This is a genomic window from Mesorhizobium sp. EU05-FHT14A09 (genome assembly GCF_058790995.1).
In genome coordinates this window covers 165,737-185,297 of record NZ_JBYTDF010000011.1, presented here as the reverse complement: position 1 = coordinate 185,297, position 19,561 = coordinate 165,737, and the positions used below count along the sequence as shown (strand labels likewise).

Below are 19,561 nucleotides of genomic sequence, written 5' to 3'. Positions count from 1 at the left end.
GCCGTCCACGGCAACCTTCTGGGAAAGGAAACGACAATGTCCCGCATTCCACACTCTGATAACCCATCGTCCGCAACCGCACTGAAACTGGAAGTCGTGGTGCTTCCCGTCGCCGATGTCGATCGCGCCAAGGCATTTTATGCTGGTCTCGGCTGGCGGCTCGATGCCGACTTCGTCAACGGCGACGCCTTCCGGGTCGTGCAGTTCACGCCGCCCGGCTCGAACGCCTCGATCCATTTCGGCAAGGGGCTGACGCCCGCGGCACCCGGCTCGGCGCAGGGGCTCTATCTCATCGTCAGCGACATCGAGGCCGCGCGTGCGAGCCTCAAGGCGCATGGCGTCGCGGTGAGCGAAGCGTTCCATCGCGCCGCTGTCGGCGGACCGGCCTTGCCCGGACGCGACCCGGAGGGAAGAAGCTACAATTCTTTCGCCACGTTTAGCGATCCGGACGGCAATGGCTGGATCCTCCAGGAGATCACCGCGCGGTTGCCGGGACGCGTCGAGCCGGATGTCACCGCCTACGGTTCAGTGGCCGATCTGGCGGCAGCACTTCGGCGCGCGGCAGAGGCGCATGGCGAGCACGAGAAGCGCAACGGCGGCCAGCACGATTTCAACTGGCCCGACTGGTACGCCGCCTACATGGTGGCGGAAAAAGCCGGTGCGGAACTGCCGCTCTGAGGCCAAGATGGAAAGTGTCCGGAATCTCGGCTATTCCACTTTCTGCGCCACGGATTGCGGAGGAGTGCACTGATGCTGCGGATCGGTTTCGTGCTGACGCCCGGCTTCCAGATGATGAGCCTTGCCGCTGCTTCGGCGTTCGAGTTCGCCAATCTGGTCGCCGGCGAGAAGGTCTACGACATGGAGATCCTGTCGGAGACGGGCGGCCTGTTGAGCAATTCGTTCGGCATCCCGATCGAGACGCGCAAGCTGCGCCTGTCGGGTCATGACACGCTGATCTTCGGAACCGGGATCGTCATCGACCAGCCGGCTCCCGCCATCGTGGCGTTTGCCCGCAAGGCGTTCAAGTCGACGCGCCGTATCGCTTCGATCTGCATGGGCGCCGCCATTCTCGCGGAGGCAGGCCTTCTCGACGGCCGGCGGGCAACCACGCACTGGCTTGTCGCCAGCAAGCTGCAGGCGCGTTACCCGAAGGTGCGCATGGAAGAGGATCGCATCTTCATCGTCGACGGTTCGGTCTGGACTTCGGCCGGGATGAGCGCGGGCGTCGATATGGCGCTCGGCATGATCGAGAAGGATCTCGGTGCGGATCTTGCACGGGCGGTGGCGCAGCGGCTGGTGCTCTATCACCGCCGCGCCGGCGGCCAGTCGCAGCATTCCGAATTGCTGGCCCTCGATCCCAAGTCCGATCGCATCCAGAAGGCGCTGGCCTATGCCAGGACCAACCTGCGCTCGGCGCTTTCGGTGGAGGAACTCGCCGAGGCTGCCCATCTAAGCCCGCGGCAGTTCAGTCGCGCCTTCCGCGCCGAGACGGGGCAGACGCCGGCCAAGGCGGTGGAGAACCTGCGGCTCGAAACGGCGCGCGTCATGATGGAGCAGAGCCGGCATCCGATCGAAGTGGTCGCCGCCGAGACCGGTTTCGCCGATCGCGAGCGCATGCGGCGCGCCTTCATCCGTGCGTTCGGGCAGCCCCCGATGGCGATCCGGCGCAGCGCGCGGGAATCGTCGCTGGCAAGCTGACACTTGCAGCATTTCCGTTTAGAAGCCTTCCGGAGGGACAAGCGCATTTCCAGCTATTGGTACATCTCGATCCTGCCTCCACACGCGCGGAACACACTTTCCGAAACAGGCCCGTTGATAGGATTTCTCCAGGGGCAGCCCGAGCTCAGGCAGACGGGCGCCGTCAGTTTTGGCGGCGCGGATGGCCGGCCATGGCTCAGCATAACGATCGTGAACGCGACGGCGGCTGGCGACTGGGCCAGTGACGGCGCATACATTGCTCAATTCAATCGGGTCGAAATGGTCTGCTCCGATATTGACCGGCGAGATTTCTATGAGCAGATCTCCACGAGAATAGCCGAGTTCCTTCAGTGGGAGATCGCGATCGAAAGCGATGAATAGCCGATCGCTCTCTGCGCGGCGGCTGGCGCGAACCTATTCGAACTGCAGGTTTTCCTTGAGCAGGACCTCGATGCGGATGCGCTCCTGCGAGGCCAGAAGCTCGCGGTGGTCGGAGCGGGCGCGCATGATGCGCAGCGCGCTGCGCACCGCATGGCCGGGGTCCTGCGCGATCACCGCGTCGATGCGCTCATCCACCAGCGCCTGTTCGCTGAAGGGCGTGCGCTCATGCGCGACGATGGTCAGCGGGCGGGTGTCCCGCGCGTTCCAGATGGCGGTCAACGGGATGCGCGCTTCCGAACTCAGCACATAGACGGCGACCGTATCGGGATTGTGCTGCAGGGTGCGCTGGATGATGAGCTCGGCGCGCTTTTCGTCGGCATAGGTTTCCAGCGACGGCAGGCATTCGAGCTGCGGGAAGCGGGTGTTAATGATGCTGTCGAAGCCGAGGCGGCGCTGGATGCTGTCCAGCGCCATCATGGTTTCGGAAACGACCACGATCTTGCCGCGCCGTTCGCCGATGAAACGGCCGACGATCTTGCCGGCGGTGGCGCCGGCGGCAAAATTGTCGACACCAACATAGTCGGCACTTTCAAGCCGCTCCTGGCCCGACAGGAACTGCACCACCTTGACGCCGCGTTCCACCAGCCGCAGCAGCGCGTCGCGGACCTGCGGCGATTCCGGCGCCATCACGGCGACGCCGTCCAGCTCGTCATGATCGATGCCGGTGAGGTATTTCGCGACAGGGTGCGGGTCGTTCATCGCGATCCGGGCGACCTCGACCTCGGTGGAATCGCCGCGCGCCGCCTCGCGAGCCTCGCCGACGCGGGCGATGAGTTCCGACAGGTACTGGTCGCCGGAAGTCGGCAGCACGAAGCGGAAACGATAGGTCTTGTTGCGCGCCAGCGCCACGGCGGCGGGGTTGCGCACGAAGCCGATGCGCTCGATCGCCTCGGCCACCCGTCTTGCCGCCTTCGGGCTGACATTCGGCCGTTCGTTGAGAACACGGTCGATGGTGGCGAGACTCACGCCCGCGGCTTCTGCCAGGTCTTTCGCGGTTGGCCGCACGCTTGTCATCCCGCTTCCAGTTAGCCGGATATCTCCAACAAAAGCAGATGAAAAGCAAGAATTGAGGTGCGCACCTCAAAATTTGCTTGCTTTGAGGTGCGCACCTCAATTATGACTCTCGCAGTGGCAGGCCGGGAGGATCGGCGTGGACCACAGCGGAGGAGTGAGGCCGGGAAGGTCGTTCCGCGTCAGGTGCCCTGAACAGGGTGTTTTCTTCCGATGGAGGTCGGAAGCAGGGGACGGGAGGCCCCAGCCATGAAATCTCGTTATGTCACATCACTGGCCGCCCTGGGTGCGCTTCTGGCCGCCGGCGTCGCCGGCACGAGCCAGGCGAGTGCAAAGGACCTGACTTTGTGCTGGGCCGCCTGGGATCCTGCAAATGCGCTCGTCGAGCTCAGCAAGGACTTCGAGGCCAAGAGCGGCGTCAAGATGAAGTTCGAATTCGTGCCCTGGCCGAACTTCGCCGACCGCATGCTCAACGAACTGAATTCCGGCGGCAAGCTGTGCGACCTCATGATCGGCGACAGCCAGTGGATCGGCGGCGCCGCCGAGAACGGCCAATACGTCAAGCTCAATGATTTCTTCGACAAGGAAGGAATCAAGATGGACGACTTCATTCCGGCGACGGTCGTCGGCTATGCCGAATGGCCGAAGAATTCGCCGAACTACTGGGCGCTGCCGGCTTTCGGCGACGTCGTCGGCTGGAGCTATCGCAAGGACTGGTTCGCCCGCCCCGAGCTGCAGGCCGAATTCAAGCAGAAATACGGCCGCGACCTCGCCGTGCCGAAGACCTTTGCCGAACTCAAGGACATCGCCGAGTTCTTCCAGAAGCGCCAGATCGACGGCAAGACCGTCTATGGCGCGGCCATCTACACCGAGCGCGGCTCCGAGGGCATCACCATGGGCGTCATGGATGTGCTCTACTCGTTCGGTTTCCAGTATGAGAACCCGGCCAAGCCCTATGATCTGCAGGGCTATGTCAACTCCGCCAAGGCGGTGAAGGGTCTCGAATTCTACAAGCAGCTCTATGACTGCTGCACGCCGCCCGGTCATTCCGATGCCTACATGTCCGAGGACATCGACGCCTACAAGTCGGGCCAGGTCGCCCTGCACATGAACTTCGCCTTCACCTGGCCCGGCATCAATGCCGACGCCAATGTCGGCGGTGACAAATCGGGCTATTTCCCGAACCCGGCCGGTCCGGACGGCGTTGCCTTCGCCCAGCTCGGCGGCCAGGGCATTTCCGTGGTCTCGGCCTCGGAGAAGAAGGACGATGCGCTCGCCTACATCAAGTGGTTCGCCCAGCCTGAGATCCAGCAGAAATGGTGGCAGATGGGCGGCTATTCGGCGCTGCGCAAGGTGGTCGAGGATCCAGGCTTCGCCACCAGCCAGCCTTATGCGCAGACCTTCCTGGACTCCATGGCCATCGTGAAGGATTTCTGGGCCGAGCCGTCCTACGCCTCGCTGCTGCAGGCGGCGCAGAAACGCTTCCACGACTATGTCGTCGCCGGCCAGGGTTCCGCCCAGGATGCGCTCGACGGTCTCGTCAAGGACTGGACGCAGGTCTTCGACGACGAAGGCAAGTACTGACCGCCGCTGGACTACCGAGCGCCCTTTCATACGGAAGGGGCGCTCCACCACCGTGACCCGGCGCATTGCCCTTTCGACGGTCCATGCCGATGTCCGGGGCCATGTGTCAGCTCTGGCCCGCCGCCACGCGGCGGGTCATGATGCGGCCATCCCGCAGTTGCCAAGCAGGGGAAGATCAATGTTGCAATCATCGGTCGATCGCGTCGCCGCGGCGACGCCGCGCGCCATAACCAGGCGTGTGCACGGCCTGTCCGACCGGGCGCTCGCCTGGCTGTTCGTCGCGCCGTCGATCGTGCTCTTGCTGGCGGTCAACATCTTCCCGCTGATCTGGACGATCCGGCTGAGCTTCACCAACTTCCGGGTCAATCGGCCCAATGCCGAGGTCGAGTTCATCGGCCTGAAGAACTACCTGAACATCCTGTCTGATCGCGACATCTGGCTGACCATGCAGGCGACGGCGCATTTCCTGATCTGGACGATCGTGCTGCAGGTGCTGATCGGCTTCGCGCTCGCCTATCTGATCAACAAGAAGTTCCGCGGCAACGATCTCTGGACGACGATCATCGTGCTGCCGATGATGCTGAGTCCGGCGGTCGTCGGCAATTTCTGGACCTTCCTCTACCAGCCGCAGATAGGCCTGTTCAACTATGCGGTCGGTTTCCTGACCGGCGCCGACCCGTCCTCCTTCTCGATGATCGGCGACGTGTCGCTGGCGCCATGGGCGATCATCATCGTCGATACCTGGATGTGGACGCCGTTCGTGATGCTGATCTGCCTCGCCGGCCTGCGCTCCATTCCGGCCAGCATCTACGAGGCCGCCGAATGCGACCGCGCCTCGAAATGGCGGCAGTTCTGGACCATTACCATCCCGCTGGTGCTGCCCTTCCTGATGCTGGCCGTGCTCTTCCGCGGCATCGAGAACTTCAAGATGTTCGACCTCGTCGTGCAGCTCACCGGCGGCGGGCCGGGTTCGGTCACCGAGCTCACCTCGATCAACCTGAAGCGCGAAGCCTTCGAAAAGTGGCGAACCGGCTATGCCTCCGCCTATGCCGTCATCCTTTTCGTGACCGTCTTCGGCCTGGCTTCGATCTATGTCAAAGCCCTGAACAAGGTGAAACAGCGATGAGCAGCTATTCCGTCACCGAGCCGTCGCTGCGGCAGAAATGGTCCGCCGGGATCCTGGTGGTGCTCTATGCGCTGATCACCATCCTGCCGCTGGTCTGGATCATCGCGACCAGTTTCAAGTCGCCGTCCGACGCCATCGCCTATCCGCCCAAGACCTTCTTCACGCCGACGGTCGAGGGTTATGTCAACGTCTTCACCACACGCACCCGCTTGACCGAGGAGCAGCTGCAGGCGGTGGGCGAGCCGCAGACCTGGTACGACAGGCTGGTGCGCAAGGACGGCCTCGTCATTTCCGGGCCGTCGCGTTTTGCCGAACGATTCACCAATTCGGTGATCATCGGCTTCGGCTCGACCGTGCTGTGCATCGTGCTGGGCACGGCCGCGGCCTACGCCTTCTCGCGCTTCAAGGTGCCGCTGAAGGACGATCTTTTGTTCTTCATCCTGTCGACGCGCATGATGCCGCCGATCGCGGTCGCCATCCCGATCTTCCTGATGTTCCGCGCGCTCGGGCTCAGTGACACCCATGCCGGCATGATCCTGCTCTACACGGCGGTCAACCTGTCGCTCTCGGTCTGGCTGCTCAAGGGCTTCATCGACGAGATCCCGATTGAGTACGAGGAGGCGGCCCTGATCGACGGCTACACGCGCTTCCAGGCCTTCTGGAAGGTCGTGCTGCCGCAGGCCGCCACCGGCATCGCCTCGACCGCGATCTTCTGCCTGATCTTCGCCTGGAACGAATATGCCTTCGCGGTGCTGCTGACCTCCGGCAACGCGCAGACCGCGCCGCCCTTCATCCCGACCATCATCGGCGTCAGCGGCCAGGACTGGCCGGCCGTCGCCGCCGGCGCGACCCTGTTCCTGGTGCCGGTCATGGTCTTCACCATTCTCCTGCGCAAGCATCTGCTGCGCGGCATCACCTTCGGAGCCGTCCGCAAATGAGCAGCTTTTTCGACGGATTGTTCCATCTCAGGCGAGGGGCCTGGGAGATGCTGGCATCGGTGCTGATCGCCGCTGGTGTCGTCATGCTGATGCAGCCCTTCGTACTGGCGCTTTATTCGTGGTCCTTCATCGTCACCCTCGTCGGCACGGTGATGTTCATCATCGTCAGCCATTTCCCGGAGTAGGCCGATGGCGCAGATCAGAATCCAGAACGTGCGCAAGGAGTTCGGCCCGTTCACGGCCGTGCGCTCCTCGTCCTTCACCATCGAGGACGGCGAATTCTTCATGCTGCTCGGCCCTTCCGGCTGCGGCAAGACGACGACGCTGCGCATGATGGCGGGCCTCGAACTGCCGACCTCGGGCGAGATCTTCATCGACGGCGAGGAAGTCGGCATGAAGCGGGCGAGCCAGCGCGACATCGCCTTCGTGTTCCAGATGTTCGCGCTCTACCCGCACATGAATGTGCGCAGGAACATCTCCTATCCGCTGGTCAGCCAGGGCATGAAACGCGAGGAGGTCAGGACGCGCGTCGCCGAGGTCGCCCGCATCCTCAGGATCGAGCACATCCTCGACAAGCCGGTCGGCGGGCTTTCCGGCGGCGACCGCCAGCGCGTGGCGCTCGGCCGCGCCATCGTGCGGCGGCCGAAGGCCTTCTTCATGGACGAGCCGCTCGGCGCGCTCGATGCCGAGTTCCGCGAGCACATGGCCGAAGAACTGCGCGCGCTGCACGACCGCATGGGCGCCACCACCGTCTATGTCACGCATGACCAGCTGGAAGCCATGCAGATGGGCGACAAGATCGTCGTCATGAACCATGGCGTCGTCGAGCAGTTCGGCCGGCCACAGCAGATCTACGACTGGCCGGCGACGAAATTCGTCGCCCAGTTCATCGGTTCGCCATCGATGAACTTCCTCGATTTCGAGGGCATGATCGGCATCAACGGCGACAGCGTCGATCTCCGCGGCGTCAGGATCAAGGTGCCGGCGGCGCGCGAAGGCCGTGCCGGCCGCCTCACCCTGGGGGTGCGGCCCGAGCATGTCGCCTTCCGTGACGATGCTGCCTACCGTGGCCGTGTCAGCGCCGTCGAATATCTCGGCACCACCCAGATCGTGAGGCTTGCCACCGCACATGGCGACCTGAAGGCGCGCATCTCGTCCGCCCAGGCGGTGCGCGAGGACGAACTGGTCGGGCTGGAGTTCGACCCGCGCACGCTGTCGCTGTTCGACGCCGAAAGCGGCAAGGCGCTGCTGTCGCAGGCCAATGAAGGGGTGCTCGGTCATGGCTGATGTCGTGCTTGAGAATGTGACCAGGCGCTTCGGCGACACGGTTGCGCTCGACAATGTCTCGCTGACGGTCCCCGACGGCGCCTTCGTCGTGCTGCTCGGGCCGACCGGCGCCGGCAAGACGACGACGCTGCGCATGGTCTCCGGTCTCGACAAGCCCGACAGCGGCGAGGTCTATCTCGGCGGCCAGCCGATGCAGGGCCTGTCGCCGGCTGAGCGCAACGTCGCCATGGTGTTCCAGCAATATTCGCTCTACCCGCATCTGACGGTTCGCCAGAACCTGGAATTCCCGCTGAAATCGCCGCTGCTGCGGACGCCGCGCGATGTCATCGACGCCAAGGTCAAGGAGGTCGCCGAAGTCCTGCAGATCGCCCATAAGCTGGACAACAAGGCGACAGCGCTGTCCGGTGGCGAAATGCAGCGTGTCTCCATCGGCCGCGCGCTGGTGCGCAACCCCGAGATCTTCCTGATGGACGAGCCGCTGAGCTCGCTCGATGCCAAGCTGCGGGCCGACCTGCGCATCGAGCTGAAGCGTATCCAGGCCAAGCTTGGCGCCACCTTGCTCTACGTCACCCACGACCAGATCGAGGCGATGACCATGGCGACCCATGTCGGCGTGCTCAACGAAGGCAGGCTGGTGCAGTTCGGTTCACCGCGCGAGGTCTACGAGCAGCCGGTCAGCGTCTATGCCGCGACAAGGCTCGGACAGCCGCGCATCAACGTGCTGCCGGCAGACCTGTTTGCCGGCGCGCCGGCGGGCGCCAGGAGCATCGGCCTGCGCCCCGAGCACATCGTGCAGGGCGATGGCGAGGAGGCGCTGGTCAAGCGGGTCGAGCATCTCGGCGACCAGACGCGCCTGCACCTGACCTTGAAGAGACACGACCTCGTCACCGTGACCGACGCGCACACGCCGCTCAGGGGCGGCGAGACCATCCGCATCCAACCTTCCCGGCCGCTCTATTTCGACGCCGCCGGCATGCGCCTCATCTAGGGAGAGCAGTTTCATGGCCCAGTTCATCAACAAGCGCGAGGACGTCGTCACCGAGGCGATCGATGGCGTGCTCGCGCTCTCCGGCGGCGCATTGACCCGCCTCGACGGCTATCCGCACATCCGCGTCGTGCTGCGCAGCGACTGGGACAAGTCCAAGGTGGCGATCGTCTCGGGCGGCGGCTCCGGCCACGAGCCGGCCCATGTCGGCTTCGTCGGCAAGGGCATGCTGACGGCGGCGATCTGCGGCGACGTCTTCGCTTCGCCCAGCGTTGATGCGGTGCTCGCCGGCATCCTCGCCGTCACCGGCCCGGCCGGCTGCCTGCTCATCGTCAAGAACTACACCGGCGACCGGCTGAATTTCGGCCTTGCCGCCGAGCGTGCGCGCGCCTTCGGCCTCAACGTTTCCATGGTGATCGTCGGCGACGACATCGCTCTGCCCGATCTGCCGCAGGCGCGTGGCGTCGCCGGCACGCTGTTCGTGCACAAGATCGCCGGCGCGCTCGCCGAACGCGGCGCCGATCTCGACGCCGTGACCTCGGCTGCCAGACACGTCATCGCCGGCACGCGCTCCATCGGCATGTCGCTCGACACCTGCCGGGTGCCGGGTTCGCCGAAGGAAGACCGCATTCCCGAAGGCAAGGCCGAACTCGGCCTCGGCATCCATGGCGAGGCCGGCGTCGAGCAGATCGATTTCGCCGGTGCGAGGGCCTCTGTCGCGACCATGGTCGAACGGCTCGCCGCCGTGATGGGCGAGGGGCAGCACGTGGCGCTGATCAACAATCTCGGCGGCACCTCGGTTCTGGAGATGTCGGTGCTCGCGCATGACCTGCTCGGCTCGTCGGTCGGCGCCAGGATCAGCCACACCGTCGGCCCGGCCCCGCTGATGACCTCGCTCGACATGCAGGGCTTTTCGATCTCGGTCTTTGCCGCCAATGCCGCCGAACTGGCCCTGCTGAAGACCCCTGTGCCGATCGCCGCCTGGCCGGGCGTCTCCGAGGTTCGCCCGATCGCCGTCGCCGCTTTGCCGGATGGGCTGACGCCGATCATGCCGATGCCGTCCAACCATGCAGCGACGCGGGCTTTCCTGATCAATTGCTGCAACGTGCTGATCGCCGCCGAGCAGGATCTCAATGCGCTCGACGCGAAATCCGGCGATGGCGACACCGGTTCGACCCTGGCCGGGGCAGCGCGCGCGTTGATCAACGCCATCGACCGCCTGCCGCTGTCGGATCACACGCAACTGTTGCGGGCCATCGGCCTGGAACTCAGCCAGACCATGGGTGGCTCCTCCGGCGTACTGCTCGCCATCTTCTTCGCAGCCGCCGGCGACGGCGCATCGAGCGGCCTGCCGATCCGCGAGGCGCTGCGGGCAGGGCTGGCGCGCATGCAGGAGATCGGCGGCGCCCATGTCGGCGACCGCACCATGGTCGACGCGCTGGCGCCCGCGCTCGAAGCGCTCGGCAAAAGCATGGCCGACGCGGCACAGGCGGCGCGACAGGGCGCGAATTTCACCGCCACGCTGACGCGCGCAAAGGCCGGCCGCGCCGCCTACATCAACGCCCGCCAGCTCGAAGGCCACATCGACCCCGGCGCCGAGGCGGTGGCGCGGCTGTTTGAGCATCTGGCTGCCTGAGAGGCGAGGCGTCTGCCATCTCCCCCGCAAGGGGGAGATAAGCGCCGCTCTTTCTCCGCATCGCCCTGTCGGAATCCCGCCGTCTCGCCCGTCCTTGGGAAGCCAACCAAGGAGCACGCGATGCGAGACCTGATCCTGACCATGACGATGTCGCTCGACGGGTTTGTCTGCGGCCCCGACGGCGAGGCCGACTGGATACGCGACGGCGACGAGCAGGCCATGGCCTGGAAGGTGGAGAACCTGTCCGGTGCCGGCCTGCACATCATGGGCAGCCGGACCTTCCGGAGCATGGCTGCTTACTGGCCCGGCGCCAGCGGCGTGTTCGCGCCGCTGATGAACCAGATTCCCAAGGCAGTCTTTTCAAGCCAGGGCCCGGCGGTGCTGCAGGCGATCGCTGCTCCATCGGGGCCGTTGCAGCCCGGCGCGGAAAGCTGGAGCGAGGCCTATGTCGCTGGCGGGGATCTTGCCGGGGAAATCGCCAGGCTGAAAAGCCAGGACGGCAAGCCGATCGTCGCCCATGGCGGCGCCGCCTTCGCGCGCAGCCTGATCGCGCAGGGACTGGTCGACGAATACAGGCTGGTGGTGCACCCCCTGGCCCTGGGCAAGGGCTTGCCGATCTTTGCCAGCCTCGCCGCGCCGAGGCGCCTTACGCGGGTCGGCTCGATTACCTTTCCACGCGGCTCGCAGGCGCAGATCTATCGGCCGGGGTGACCGTGCTGCGAATTGACTTCTATTCGATGATTAGCTAATCATCGAATTATGAATGGGGTGTTCAAAGCGCTCGCCGACCCGACCCGCCGTCACGTGTTGCAGCTCCTGAAGAGCGGACCGATGAGCGCGGGTGAGCTTTGCCGGCATTTCGATGTCTCCAAGCCGACGATGTCCGCGCATTTCTCGGTGCTGAAGGAGGCTGACCTTGTTCATGCCGAGAAGGCAGGCAAATCCGTCATCTACCATCTGAAGCTGTCGGTGCTGGAGGAGACGCTGCTCGGCTTTGCGCATTCGTTCGGGCTGGGAGTGGAGCCGCTGCCGGCCGAGATGGAGGCCGCACGATGAAAAACGAGCTTTTCGTCGCTTTCGCCTGGGGTGCCGGCATCCTGCTGGTGTCGCTGGCGGCGGCATTCCTGCGCGGGCAGGGCTATATCGACCACGACACCACGCTGCGGGTCGTCGCGATGAATGGGCTGATGATCGCCTATTACGGCAATCGCGCACCCAAGCGGGTCGCACCCAGCGCCTATGCCCGGCAGCTTGCGCGATTTTCCGGCTGGGCCCTGGTCCTCAGTGGCCTCGTCTATGCGGGGTTCTGGGCGTTCGCGCCGATCCCGCTGGCGATGAGTGTCGGGACCGGCGCGGTGGCCGCCGGTATCATCGCAACGATGGGTTACTGCCTCTGGCTGTGGAACCAGGCCAGCGGAAAAGCGCGGTGACGTTCAGAGCATTTTGTAGCCAAGTGGAATCATTTGGCGTTACAAGAATGCGGTGAAAACAAAAACTTAGAGCGTTTCCGCGTTTCCGTGAAAAACGGAAACGCTCTAGGGAGCGCCCTTGGTCTCTCCAAGAGCGCGAACCAGCCGCGCGACGCCTGTTTCGATCTCGGCCTCCGTCAACGCGGAGAAGCCGAGCAGCAGACCCTGGCGCGGATCGTTGCCAATGCACATCGGTGAGATGGGGCCGACGGTAACGCCGGCGCGGCGGGCGGCCCTGGCGAAGGCGACATCGTCGATGCCTTCGGGCAGCCGCGCGATCAGGTGCACGCCCTGGTGCGGCGTATCCGCCTCGAACTCCGGTCGCTCGCCGAGCGCGCTCACCAGCTGGTTGCGCGAGGTCCGGTAGGTCTCGCGCAACCGTCTCAGATGGCTCGAGAAATGCCCCTCGCGCAGGAAGTCCGCCACCACCAGCTGCTGGAACGGCGCCGGGAACCGATCGAGCAGCGTGCGCATGCTGCGGAAAGCCGGCACCACCCTGTCAGGAACGACGAGATAGCCGAGCCGCAGCCCCGGCAGCAGCGCCTTGCTGAAGGTGCCGACGTAGACGACGGTCTGATGGTCGTCGATGCCCTGGAGTGCTGCCAGCGGCCGCTCGTCGTAGCGGAACTCGCTGTCGTAGTCGTCCTCGATGATCCAGCTGCCGTTCGCTGCCGCCCAGTCGACCAGCGCCAGCCGGCGCGCCATCGAGAGCACGACGCCTGTCGGATACTGGTTCGACGGGGTCACATAGACGGCCTGGATGGTGTCGCCGTGCCCGACCAGAGCGTTTCCGTCTTTTCCGGAAACGCGGAAACGCTCTAATTCCCTGTTTTGCACCAGGCTGTCGACACGAATGCCGTCTGCGTCCACCGGTACCGCAAGCAGCCGGGTGCCGTGCGCGGCCAGCGCCAGCCGTGCCGGCGGATAGCCGGGATCTTCGATGGCGACATGGTCACCGGGATCAGTCAGCGTGCGGATGGCGAGATCGATCGCCTGCTGGGAGCCGGCTGTGATGAAGATGCGTTCGGGCGAGCAACGCAGGCCACGCGCCGCGGCGAGATAGGACGACACCGCTTCCCTGAGATGCGGTTCTCCTTGCGGGTCCCTGTAGTGGTCGGAGAGGATCCCGACATGGCGGTACGCCAGCCGTTTCAGCACGGAGCGCGTCTTGGCGTCGGGGGCCGAGCGGCCGGTGACGAACGGCACCTGCGGCGGGACCTCCAGCGCCGGCACCTGCGCGGAAGCCTGCGCCGCACGCGACAGCCGGGGCAAGACGGCGTGGCGCTCAGCCTGGGTGTGCGCGGCCGTTACCAGGCGTTCGGGCACGTCCCTGGCGACATAGGTGCCCGATCCGCCGCGGCCGAAGACGTAGCCTTCGTTGAGCAGCGTCTCATAGGCTTCGACGACGCTGCCGCGCGAGATGGTCCAGAGCCTGGTGGCCGCGCGTGTCGACGGCAGGCGTGCTCCTGCCGCGATCTGGCCCGAAACGATGGCCTGGCGCAGCTGCAGATAGAGCTGCCGGCTGATCGGCGCGGTCGAATGACGCTCGAGCGCGATGTCGACCAGATGCGCCGGGCCTTCATGGCGGCGTGAGCCTCTTTCCATCGCAACCTCCAAAGCGGTCCGCGCCGATCTGCCGAAGTGGACCTTCAATTTCGATCAAAGCTGGCGAAATAATGAACCACTTTCAGAGGAGGTTAAGCAAGATGTTTCCGTCACGCATGCAGCGCCAGGCGCCCTGTCCGCCGTTTTCGGCCTTGGTGGGCGTGGCCGTGCGCGGCACATTGATTGATGGTATGATCGCACTGGCCGCACGCGCGGCGACAGGAGGCCTGACATGACAGTTCTCCCACTGCTTGCAAGACTGCCGGGTGCCATTGGGCGGGGAGTCGCGGCTTTGTCCCATAAGGGGCGATCAAGCAACATCCGCACCGGGGAAGGATCCGTCTGCTCGGATCGTCTCGAACGGGAAATGAGCGACAGGATGGCGCGGTCCGGGCCGATCTGGCTTGCGTCGACCTGTGACAACAGGGCCGACTGGCACCCCGCAGACTAAAGCGCCTTCACCACTACCGCCTGGTGCTGCTCGATTTCGAGCGGGTTGCGCAGCGGCAGGCCGAACTCGCGCGCCTCGATCTCGAAAACGTCGCCGCCTTCGGTGCGGATGCCGTCGGCGAAGGACAGCGTCGCGGTGCCGAACATATGCACGTGCACGTCGCCCGGCCGGCGAAACAGCGCATATTTGAAATGGTGGTGCTCGAGGTTGGCGATCGAATGCGACATGTTGGTTTCGCCCGACAGGAATGGCTTCTGCCACAGCTCCTTGCCGCCGCGCAGGATGCGTGAGGTGCCGCGGATGTCGGCGGGCAAGTCGCCGATCAGGATCTCCGGGCCGAAGGACGCATTCCTGAGTTTCGAATGGGCGAGGTAGAGATAGTTGACCCGCTCGGTGACGTGGTCGGAGAACTCGTTCGACAGCGCAAAGCCGACGCGGAAGGGCTGGCCGTCGTCGCCGATCACATAGATGCCGGCGATCTCCGGCTCTTCGCCGGCATCCTGGGCGAAAGCGGGTGAGAGCAGGGCGGCGCCCGGCGCCACCGCCATGGTGCCGTTGCCCTTGTAGAACCATTCCGGCTGCACGCCGGCCTCGCCATTGGCGGGTTTTCCGGCTTCCAGCCCCATGCGGAACATCTTCATGGAATCGGTCAGCTGCTCCTCGCCCTCGGCGTTCAGCTTCTTGTGCATGGCGTCGCGCGTCGCCGCCGAGCCGAGATGGGTGAGGCCGGTGCCGGTGAGGTGCAGATGCGCGGGGTCGGGATGGTTGATCGGCGACAGCATTTGGCCCTTGCGGTAGAGCGCTTCGAGGTCGACCGTATCGCCATACCCCTTCTTCTCGATCAGCGCTTCCAGCCCGCTGCCGGTGCGCGCCGCTTCCGTTGCCAGTGAATAGACGCTGCGGGCGCCGGTGACGACGCGGGCCTTGCCGCCATTGCGGGCCACCACGCGGATGGCGTCGCTCTCGTCGAGGAACTGGGAGATCAGCATGATGGCCTCTTTCCGCCGTCGACACGGCAAATTGCTTCCTTCGCGATCCGGCTGGCGGCCCGCGTTCAAATGGTCGGTTCGGATGTTGCCCGCGGGGCTTCATTGCCCCGAATGTACGGCCGGTTACCGGCCTGCGAGCTGTCCTGGCACCTTCGTTCCGGGTGTCAGGCCTTCTTCTTGTTGTAGAGGTCGAAGGCGACAGCGCCGAGGAGCACCAGGCCCTTGATGACCTGCTGCCAGTCGATGTTGATGCCCATGATGCCCATGCCGTTGTTCATGACGCCCATGATGAAGGCACCGATGACCGCGCCGGCCACTTCGCCGACGCCGCCCATGGCCGAAGCGCCGCCGACGAACACTGCCGCGATCACGTCGAGTTCCATGCCGGCACCCGCCTTCGGCGTCGCCTGGTTGAGGCGGGCGGCATAGATCAGGCCGGCCAGTGCTGCCAGCATGCCCATGATGACGAAGACGTAGAAGGTGAGCCGTTCGGTCTTGATGCCCGACAGCGCCGCCGCCTTGATGTTGCCGCCCATGGCGAAGATGCGCCGGCCGAAGGTCATGCGCTTGGTGATGAACACGAACAACGCCGTCAGGATGCCCATGACGATCAGCACGTTGGGCAGGCCGCGGTAGGACGCGAACTTGTACATCAGGAACATGATGATGATGGCCATGATGGCGTTCTTGATCGCGAACAGGCCGAAGGGCTCGGTTTCGTGGCCGTGGCTTTCCTGCGCGCGCCGTGCCCGTGTCGCGGCGTAGAACATGCCCAGCACGATCAGCACGCCGATCAGCATGGTGGTCGAATGCAGTGCGACGCCGCTGTTCGGGATCGCGGCGCCCGAGGCGTTGAGAGCCGGCTCCACGATGGTCCAGCGACCGATGAGGTCGGGAATGAAGCCGGCCGACAGCATCTGGAATTCGGTCGGGAAGGGGCCGACCGAGCGGCCGCCGAGCAGAGCCAGCAGCAGCCCCTTGAACACCAGCATGCCGGCCAGCGTCACGATGAAGGAGGGGATCTTCATATAGGCGATGAAATAGCCCTGCGCGCCGCCGATGACGGCGCCGACCGCGATGCAGGCGATCGCGGCAAGCAGCGGGTTCCAGCCGTAGTCGACCATCAGCACCGCCGCCACGGCGCCGACGAAGCCGGCGACCGAGCCGACCGAAAGGTCGATATGGCCGGCGACGATGACCAGCAGCATGCCGAGCGCCATCACGATGATGTAGGAGTTCTGCAGCACCACATTGGTCAGGTTGACCGGCAGGAACAGGATGCCGTTGGTCATCACCTGGAAGAACACCATGATGACGATCAGGGCCAGCACCAGCCCGTATTCGCGCAGGTTCTCCTTCAGCGCGTCGCGCATGGATTGCCTGGCTGGAGCCGTCTCGGTGGGCGTCGCGGTTTCTGTGGTCATGATGCCGCTTTCTCCTCCCCGCGGACGATCGCCCGCATGATCTTTTCCTGGCTGGCCTCGTGCCCGGCGAGTTCGCCGACGATGCGGCCCTCGTTCAGCACGTAGATGCGGTCGCAGATGCCGAGCAGTTCCGGCATCTCCGACGAGATCACCAAGATGCCTTTCCCCTCATCGGCCAGCTTGTTGATGATGGTGTAGATCTCGTATTTGGCGCCGACGTCGATGCCGCGTGTCGGCTCGTCGAGGATCAGCACGTCGGGATTGGAGAACAGCCATTTCGAAAGCACCACCTTCTGCTGGTTGCCGCCCGAAAGATTGCCGGTGACCTGGTAGACGCTGGAAGAGCGGATGTTGGTGCGCTTGCGGAAATCCTTGGCCACCTTCAATTCGCGCATGTCGTCGATGACGCCGGCCTTCGAGGACACGCCGGGCAGATTGGCGACCGTCACATTGTGCTTGATGTGGTCGATCAGGTTGAGGCCGTAGGTCTTGCGGTCCTCCGTGGCGTAGGCGAGGCCGGCGGCTACCGCCTTCTCCACCGTCGTGGTGTCGGCCGGCTTGCCATGCAGCAGCACCTCGCCGCTGACCTTGGTTCCGTAGCTGCGGCCGAACACGCTCATGGCGAATTCGGTGCGCCCGGCGCCCATCAGGCCGGCGATGCCGACGACTTCGCCCTTGCGCACCGACAGGTTGATGCCCTTGATGATCTGCCGCTCGGGGTGCAGCGGATGGTGCACCACCCAGTCCTTCACCTCGAAGATGGTTTCGCCGATCTTCGGTGTGCGCGTCGGATAGCGGTCTTCCATGGTGCGGCCGACCATGGAGGTGATGATGCGGTCTTCGCTGACGTCGTCGCGGTCCATCGTCTCGATGGTGCGGCCGTCGCGGATGACGGTGACGCGGTCGGCCACCTTCTTCACTTCGTTGAGCTTGTGCGAGATCAGGATCGACGTCATGCCCTGGCGCTTGAATTCCAGCAAAAGGTCGAGCAGCGCGTGGCTGTCCTTTTCCGAAAGGCTGGCGGTCGGCTCGTCCAGGATGAGCAGCCTGACTTCCTTCGACAGCGCCTTGGCGATCTCCACCAGCTGCTGCTTGCCGACGCCGATGTTGGTGATCAGCGTGTCGGGATTCTCGGCAAGGCCGACGCGCGCCAGCAATTTCTTGGCGCGGCTGCGCGCCGCGTGCCAGTCGATGATGCCGAATTTCGCCTGTTCATTGCCGAGGAAGATGTTCTCGGTGATCGACAGCAGCGGCACCAACGCGAGTTCCTGGTGGATGATGACGATGCCGACGCGCTCGCTGTCGTGGATGCCGCCGAAACGGCATTCCTGGCCATCGAAATGGATCTCGCCTTCATAGCTGCCATAGGGATAGACGCCGGAAAGCACCTTCATCAGCGTCGATTTGCCGGCGCCGTTCTCGCCGACGATGGCGTGGATCTCGCCTTCCGCGACGCTCAGATTGACGTCCTGCAGGGCCTTCACCCCGGGAAACGTCTTGGTGATGCCGCGCATCTCCAGAATGGTTTTTGCCATTGCCAAACCCGACGCCTGTGGAGCCCGCCGGTGGAGGGCTGGGGTACCATGATACAGAACGGCTCAAGGGGCTAAAAGGGGCTCCGCGACCGGTTGGCGCGCGGAGCCCGGGAGCCTGTCTTACTTCAGCTCTTCAGCCTTGATGTAGCCGGACTTGACCAGCAGCTCTTCGTAGTTCGACTTGTCGACTTCGACCGGCTTCAGGAGCACCGATGGGATCACCTTGACGCCGTTGTTGTAGGTCTTGGTGTCGTTGATCTGCGAGGGCTCCTTGCCCTGGATCACCTGGTCGACCACCTCGGCGGTCACCTTGGCGAGTTCGCGGGTGTCCTTGTAGACGGTGGAGTACTGCTCACCGGCGATCATTGCCTTCACCGAAGGTACTTCGGCGTCCTGGCCGGAGATGATCGGCCATGGCTGGTCGCCGGTGCCGTAGCCGACGCCGCGCAGCGAGGAGATGATGCCGCGCGACAGGCCGTCATAAGGCGCCAGCACCGCGTCGACACGGCTGCCGTCCGAGTAGTTGGCCGACAGGATGTTGTCCATGCGTGCCTGTGCGACCGCCGCATCCCAGCGCAGCGTGCCGACCTTTTCCATGCCCATCTGGCCCGACTTCACGACCAGGTCGCCCTTGTCGATCAGCGGCTTCAGCACCGACATGGCGCCGTCATAGAAGAAGAAGGCGTTGTTGTCGTCCGGCGAGCCGCCGAACAGCTCGATGTTGAACGGCCCCTTCTTCTCGGGATAGCCGAGGCCCTTGAGGATCGAATTGGCCTGCAGCACGCCGACCTGGAAGTTGTCGAAGGTGGTGTAGTAGTCGACATTTCCGCTCTGCTTGATCAGGCGGTCATAGGCGATGACCTTGACGTTCTGCTCGGCCGCCTTCTTGAGGACATCGGAGAGCGTGGTGCCGTCGATCGAGGCGACGATCAGCGCCTTCGGTCCCTTGGTGACCATGTTCTCGATCTGCGCGAGCTGGTTCGGGATATCGTCTTCCGCATATTGCAGATCGGCCTTGTAGCCCTTGGCTTCCAGCGCCTTGACCAGTTCGTTGCCGTCGCTGATCCAGCGCAGCGAGGACTTGGTGGGCATGGCGATGCCGACGAGGCCCTTGTCTTCGGCGTGCGCGCCGAAGGTCATGGCTGCGAAACCGATCGCCACCGTGGCGATCAACGTTTTCATGAGCTTCACTGTTCTCTCCCTGAGTTGAAGAATGCCACGCCGGAATCCGGCGCTCGCGCAATGCCGCCAGATGGCGGCCCGTCGATCCCTGCTAACCTCCCAGTCGCCCCGTTGCCGCCTGCGGCCGTTCTTGCAACGCCGGCTAAGTGCACGGCAACGAGCGTGCGAAGGGTGGTTCCCTTTGCCATAACTGTCAAATT

At 64.5% G+C, this 19,561-nt stretch carries 19 protein-coding genes; 13 read left to right on the top strand and 6 right to left on the bottom strand.

What is annotated here, in order from left to right; genetic code table 11:
* The first annotated feature begins 36 nt into the window (after positions 1–36).
* From AC3WTO_RS27370 to AC3WTO_RS27360, 3 genes are all read left to right on the top strand, one after another.
* A complete protein-coding gene (locus tag AC3WTO_RS27370) occupies positions 37–678 on the top strand; it encodes a VOC family protein (protein ID WP_492463951.1) in 642 nt (213 codons plus the stop codon).
* Positions 679–750: 72 nt separating this feature from the next.
* Positions 751–1,698 carry a GlxA family transcriptional regulator gene (locus tag AC3WTO_RS27365; RefSeq protein ID WP_492463952.1) on the top strand — a complete coding sequence of 316 codons (948 nt, stop codon included), beginning with the start codon at positions 751–753 and terminating at the stop codon, positions 1,696–1,698.
* Positions 1,699–1,701: 3 nt separating this feature from the next.
* Positions 1,702–2,079, top strand: coding sequence for a hypothetical protein (locus AC3WTO_RS27360; protein ID WP_492463953.1), 378 nt, complete (start codon positions 1,702–1,704; stop codon positions 2,077–2,079).
* A 33-nt stretch (positions 2,080–2,112) separates the two neighbouring features.
* On the opposite strand, the gene AC3WTO_RS27355 is transcribed toward AC3WTO_RS27360, so the two are convergent.
* Complete coding sequence (locus AC3WTO_RS27355) at positions 2,113–3,144, bottom strand: LacI family DNA-binding transcriptional regulator (RefSeq protein ID WP_492464118.1); 1,032 nt, start codon at positions 3,142–3,144, stop codon at positions 2,113–2,115.
* Positions 3,145–3,399: 255 nt separating this feature from the next.
* On the opposite strand from AC3WTO_RS27355, the gene AC3WTO_RS27350 reads away from it, so the two are divergent.
* From AC3WTO_RS27350 to AC3WTO_RS27305, 10 genes are all read left to right on the top strand, one after another.
* On the top strand, positions 3,400–4,734 hold the full coding sequence (locus AC3WTO_RS27350) for an ABC transporter substrate-binding protein (RefSeq protein WP_492463954.1): 1,335 nt from the start codon (positions 3,400–3,402) through the stop codon (positions 4,732–4,734).
* Positions 4,735–4,912: 178 nt separating this feature from the next.
* A complete protein-coding gene (locus AC3WTO_RS27345) occupies positions 4,913–5,860 on the top strand; it encodes a carbohydrate ABC transporter permease (protein ID WP_492463955.1) in 948 nt (315 codons plus the stop codon).
* On the top strand, positions 5,857–6,798 hold the full coding sequence (locus AC3WTO_RS27340) for a carbohydrate ABC transporter permease (protein ID WP_492463956.1): 942 nt from the start codon (positions 5,857–5,859) through the stop codon (positions 6,796–6,798). Before AC3WTO_RS27345 ends, AC3WTO_RS27340 begins: the two co-directional genes overlap by 4 nt.
* Positions 6,795–6,983 carry a hypothetical protein gene (locus AC3WTO_RS27335; protein WP_129414363.1) on the top strand — a complete coding sequence of 63 codons (189 nt, stop codon included), beginning with the start codon at positions 6,795–6,797 and terminating at the stop codon, positions 6,981–6,983. The genes AC3WTO_RS27340 and AC3WTO_RS27335 overlap by 4 nt, the downstream gene beginning before the upstream one ends.
* A 4-nt stretch (positions 6,984–6,987) precedes the next feature.
* Positions 6,988–8,085, top strand: a complete 1,098-nt coding sequence (locus AC3WTO_RS27330; protein ID WP_492463957.1) for an ABC transporter ATP-binding protein — start codon at positions 6,988–6,990, stop codon at positions 8,083–8,085.
* Positions 8,078–9,073: an ABC transporter ATP-binding protein gene (locus AC3WTO_RS27325; protein WP_492463958.1), complete on the top strand. Its 996-nt coding sequence runs from the start codon at positions 8,078–8,080 to the stop codon at positions 9,071–9,073. The genes AC3WTO_RS27330 and AC3WTO_RS27325 overlap by 8 nt, the downstream gene beginning before the upstream one ends.
* 13 nt (positions 9,074–9,086) lie before the next feature.
* Positions 9,087–10,706 carry a dihydroxyacetone kinase subunit DhaK gene (locus AC3WTO_RS27320; RefSeq protein ID WP_492463959.1) on the top strand — a complete coding sequence of 540 codons (1,620 nt, stop codon included), beginning with the start codon at positions 9,087–9,089 and terminating at the stop codon, positions 10,704–10,706.
* Positions 10,707–10,826: 120 nt separating this feature from the next.
* The gene (locus tag AC3WTO_RS27315) at positions 10,827–11,417 is read left to right on the top strand and encodes a dihydrofolate reductase family protein (RefSeq protein WP_492463960.1); all 591 of its coding nucleotides are present in this window, start codon (positions 10,827–10,829) and stop codon (positions 11,415–11,417) included.
* A 48-nt stretch (positions 11,418–11,465) separates the two neighbouring features.
* The gene (locus AC3WTO_RS27310) at positions 11,466–11,762 is read left to right on the top strand and encodes an autorepressor SdpR family transcription factor (RefSeq protein WP_492463961.1); all 297 of its coding nucleotides are present in this window, start codon (positions 11,466–11,468) and stop codon (positions 11,760–11,762) included.
* Entirely contained in the window at positions 11,759–12,136 is a 378-nt protein-coding gene (locus AC3WTO_RS27305; protein WP_492463962.1) for a hypothetical protein, read from the top strand. Before AC3WTO_RS27310 ends, AC3WTO_RS27305 begins: the two co-directional genes overlap by 4 nt.
* A gap of 105 nt (positions 12,137–12,241) precedes the next feature.
* Here AC3WTO_RS27305 and pdxR read toward each other — a convergent pair whose 3' ends face one another.
* The 5 genes from pdxR to chvE all read right to left on the bottom strand — a co-directional run bounded on the left by pdxR (position 12,242) and on the right by chvE (position 19,361).
* A complete protein-coding gene (pdxR, locus tag AC3WTO_RS27300; protein WP_492463963.1) occupies positions 12,242–13,780 on the bottom strand; it encodes a MocR-like pyridoxine biosynthesis transcription factor PdxR in 1,539 nt (512 codons plus the stop codon).
* Positions 13,781–14,227: 447 nt separating this feature from the next.
* Positions 14,228–15,220, bottom strand: a complete 993-nt coding sequence (gene araD1 / locus AC3WTO_RS27295) for an AraD1 family protein (protein ID WP_492463964.1) — start codon at positions 15,218–15,220, stop codon at positions 14,228–14,230.
* 164 nt (positions 15,221–15,384) lie between these two features.
* Positions 15,385–16,644: a multiple monosaccharide ABC transporter permease gene (gene mmsB / locus AC3WTO_RS27290; protein WP_492463965.1), complete on the bottom strand. Its 1,260-nt coding sequence runs from the start codon at positions 16,642–16,644 to the stop codon at positions 15,385–15,387.
* Positions 16,641–18,179, bottom strand: coding sequence for a multiple monosaccharide ABC transporter ATP-binding protein (mmsA, locus tag AC3WTO_RS27285; RefSeq protein WP_492463966.1), 1,539 nt, complete (start codon positions 18,177–18,179; stop codon positions 16,641–16,643). Before mmsA ends, mmsB begins: the two co-directional genes overlap by 4 nt.
* A 120-nt stretch (positions 18,180–18,299) precedes the next feature.
* Positions 18,300–19,361: a multiple monosaccharide ABC transporter substrate-binding protein gene (chvE, locus tag AC3WTO_RS27280; RefSeq protein ID WP_492464119.1), complete on the bottom strand. Its 1,062-nt coding sequence runs from the start codon at positions 19,359–19,361 to the stop codon at positions 18,300–18,302.
* Positions 19,362–19,561 lie beyond the last annotated feature (200 nt).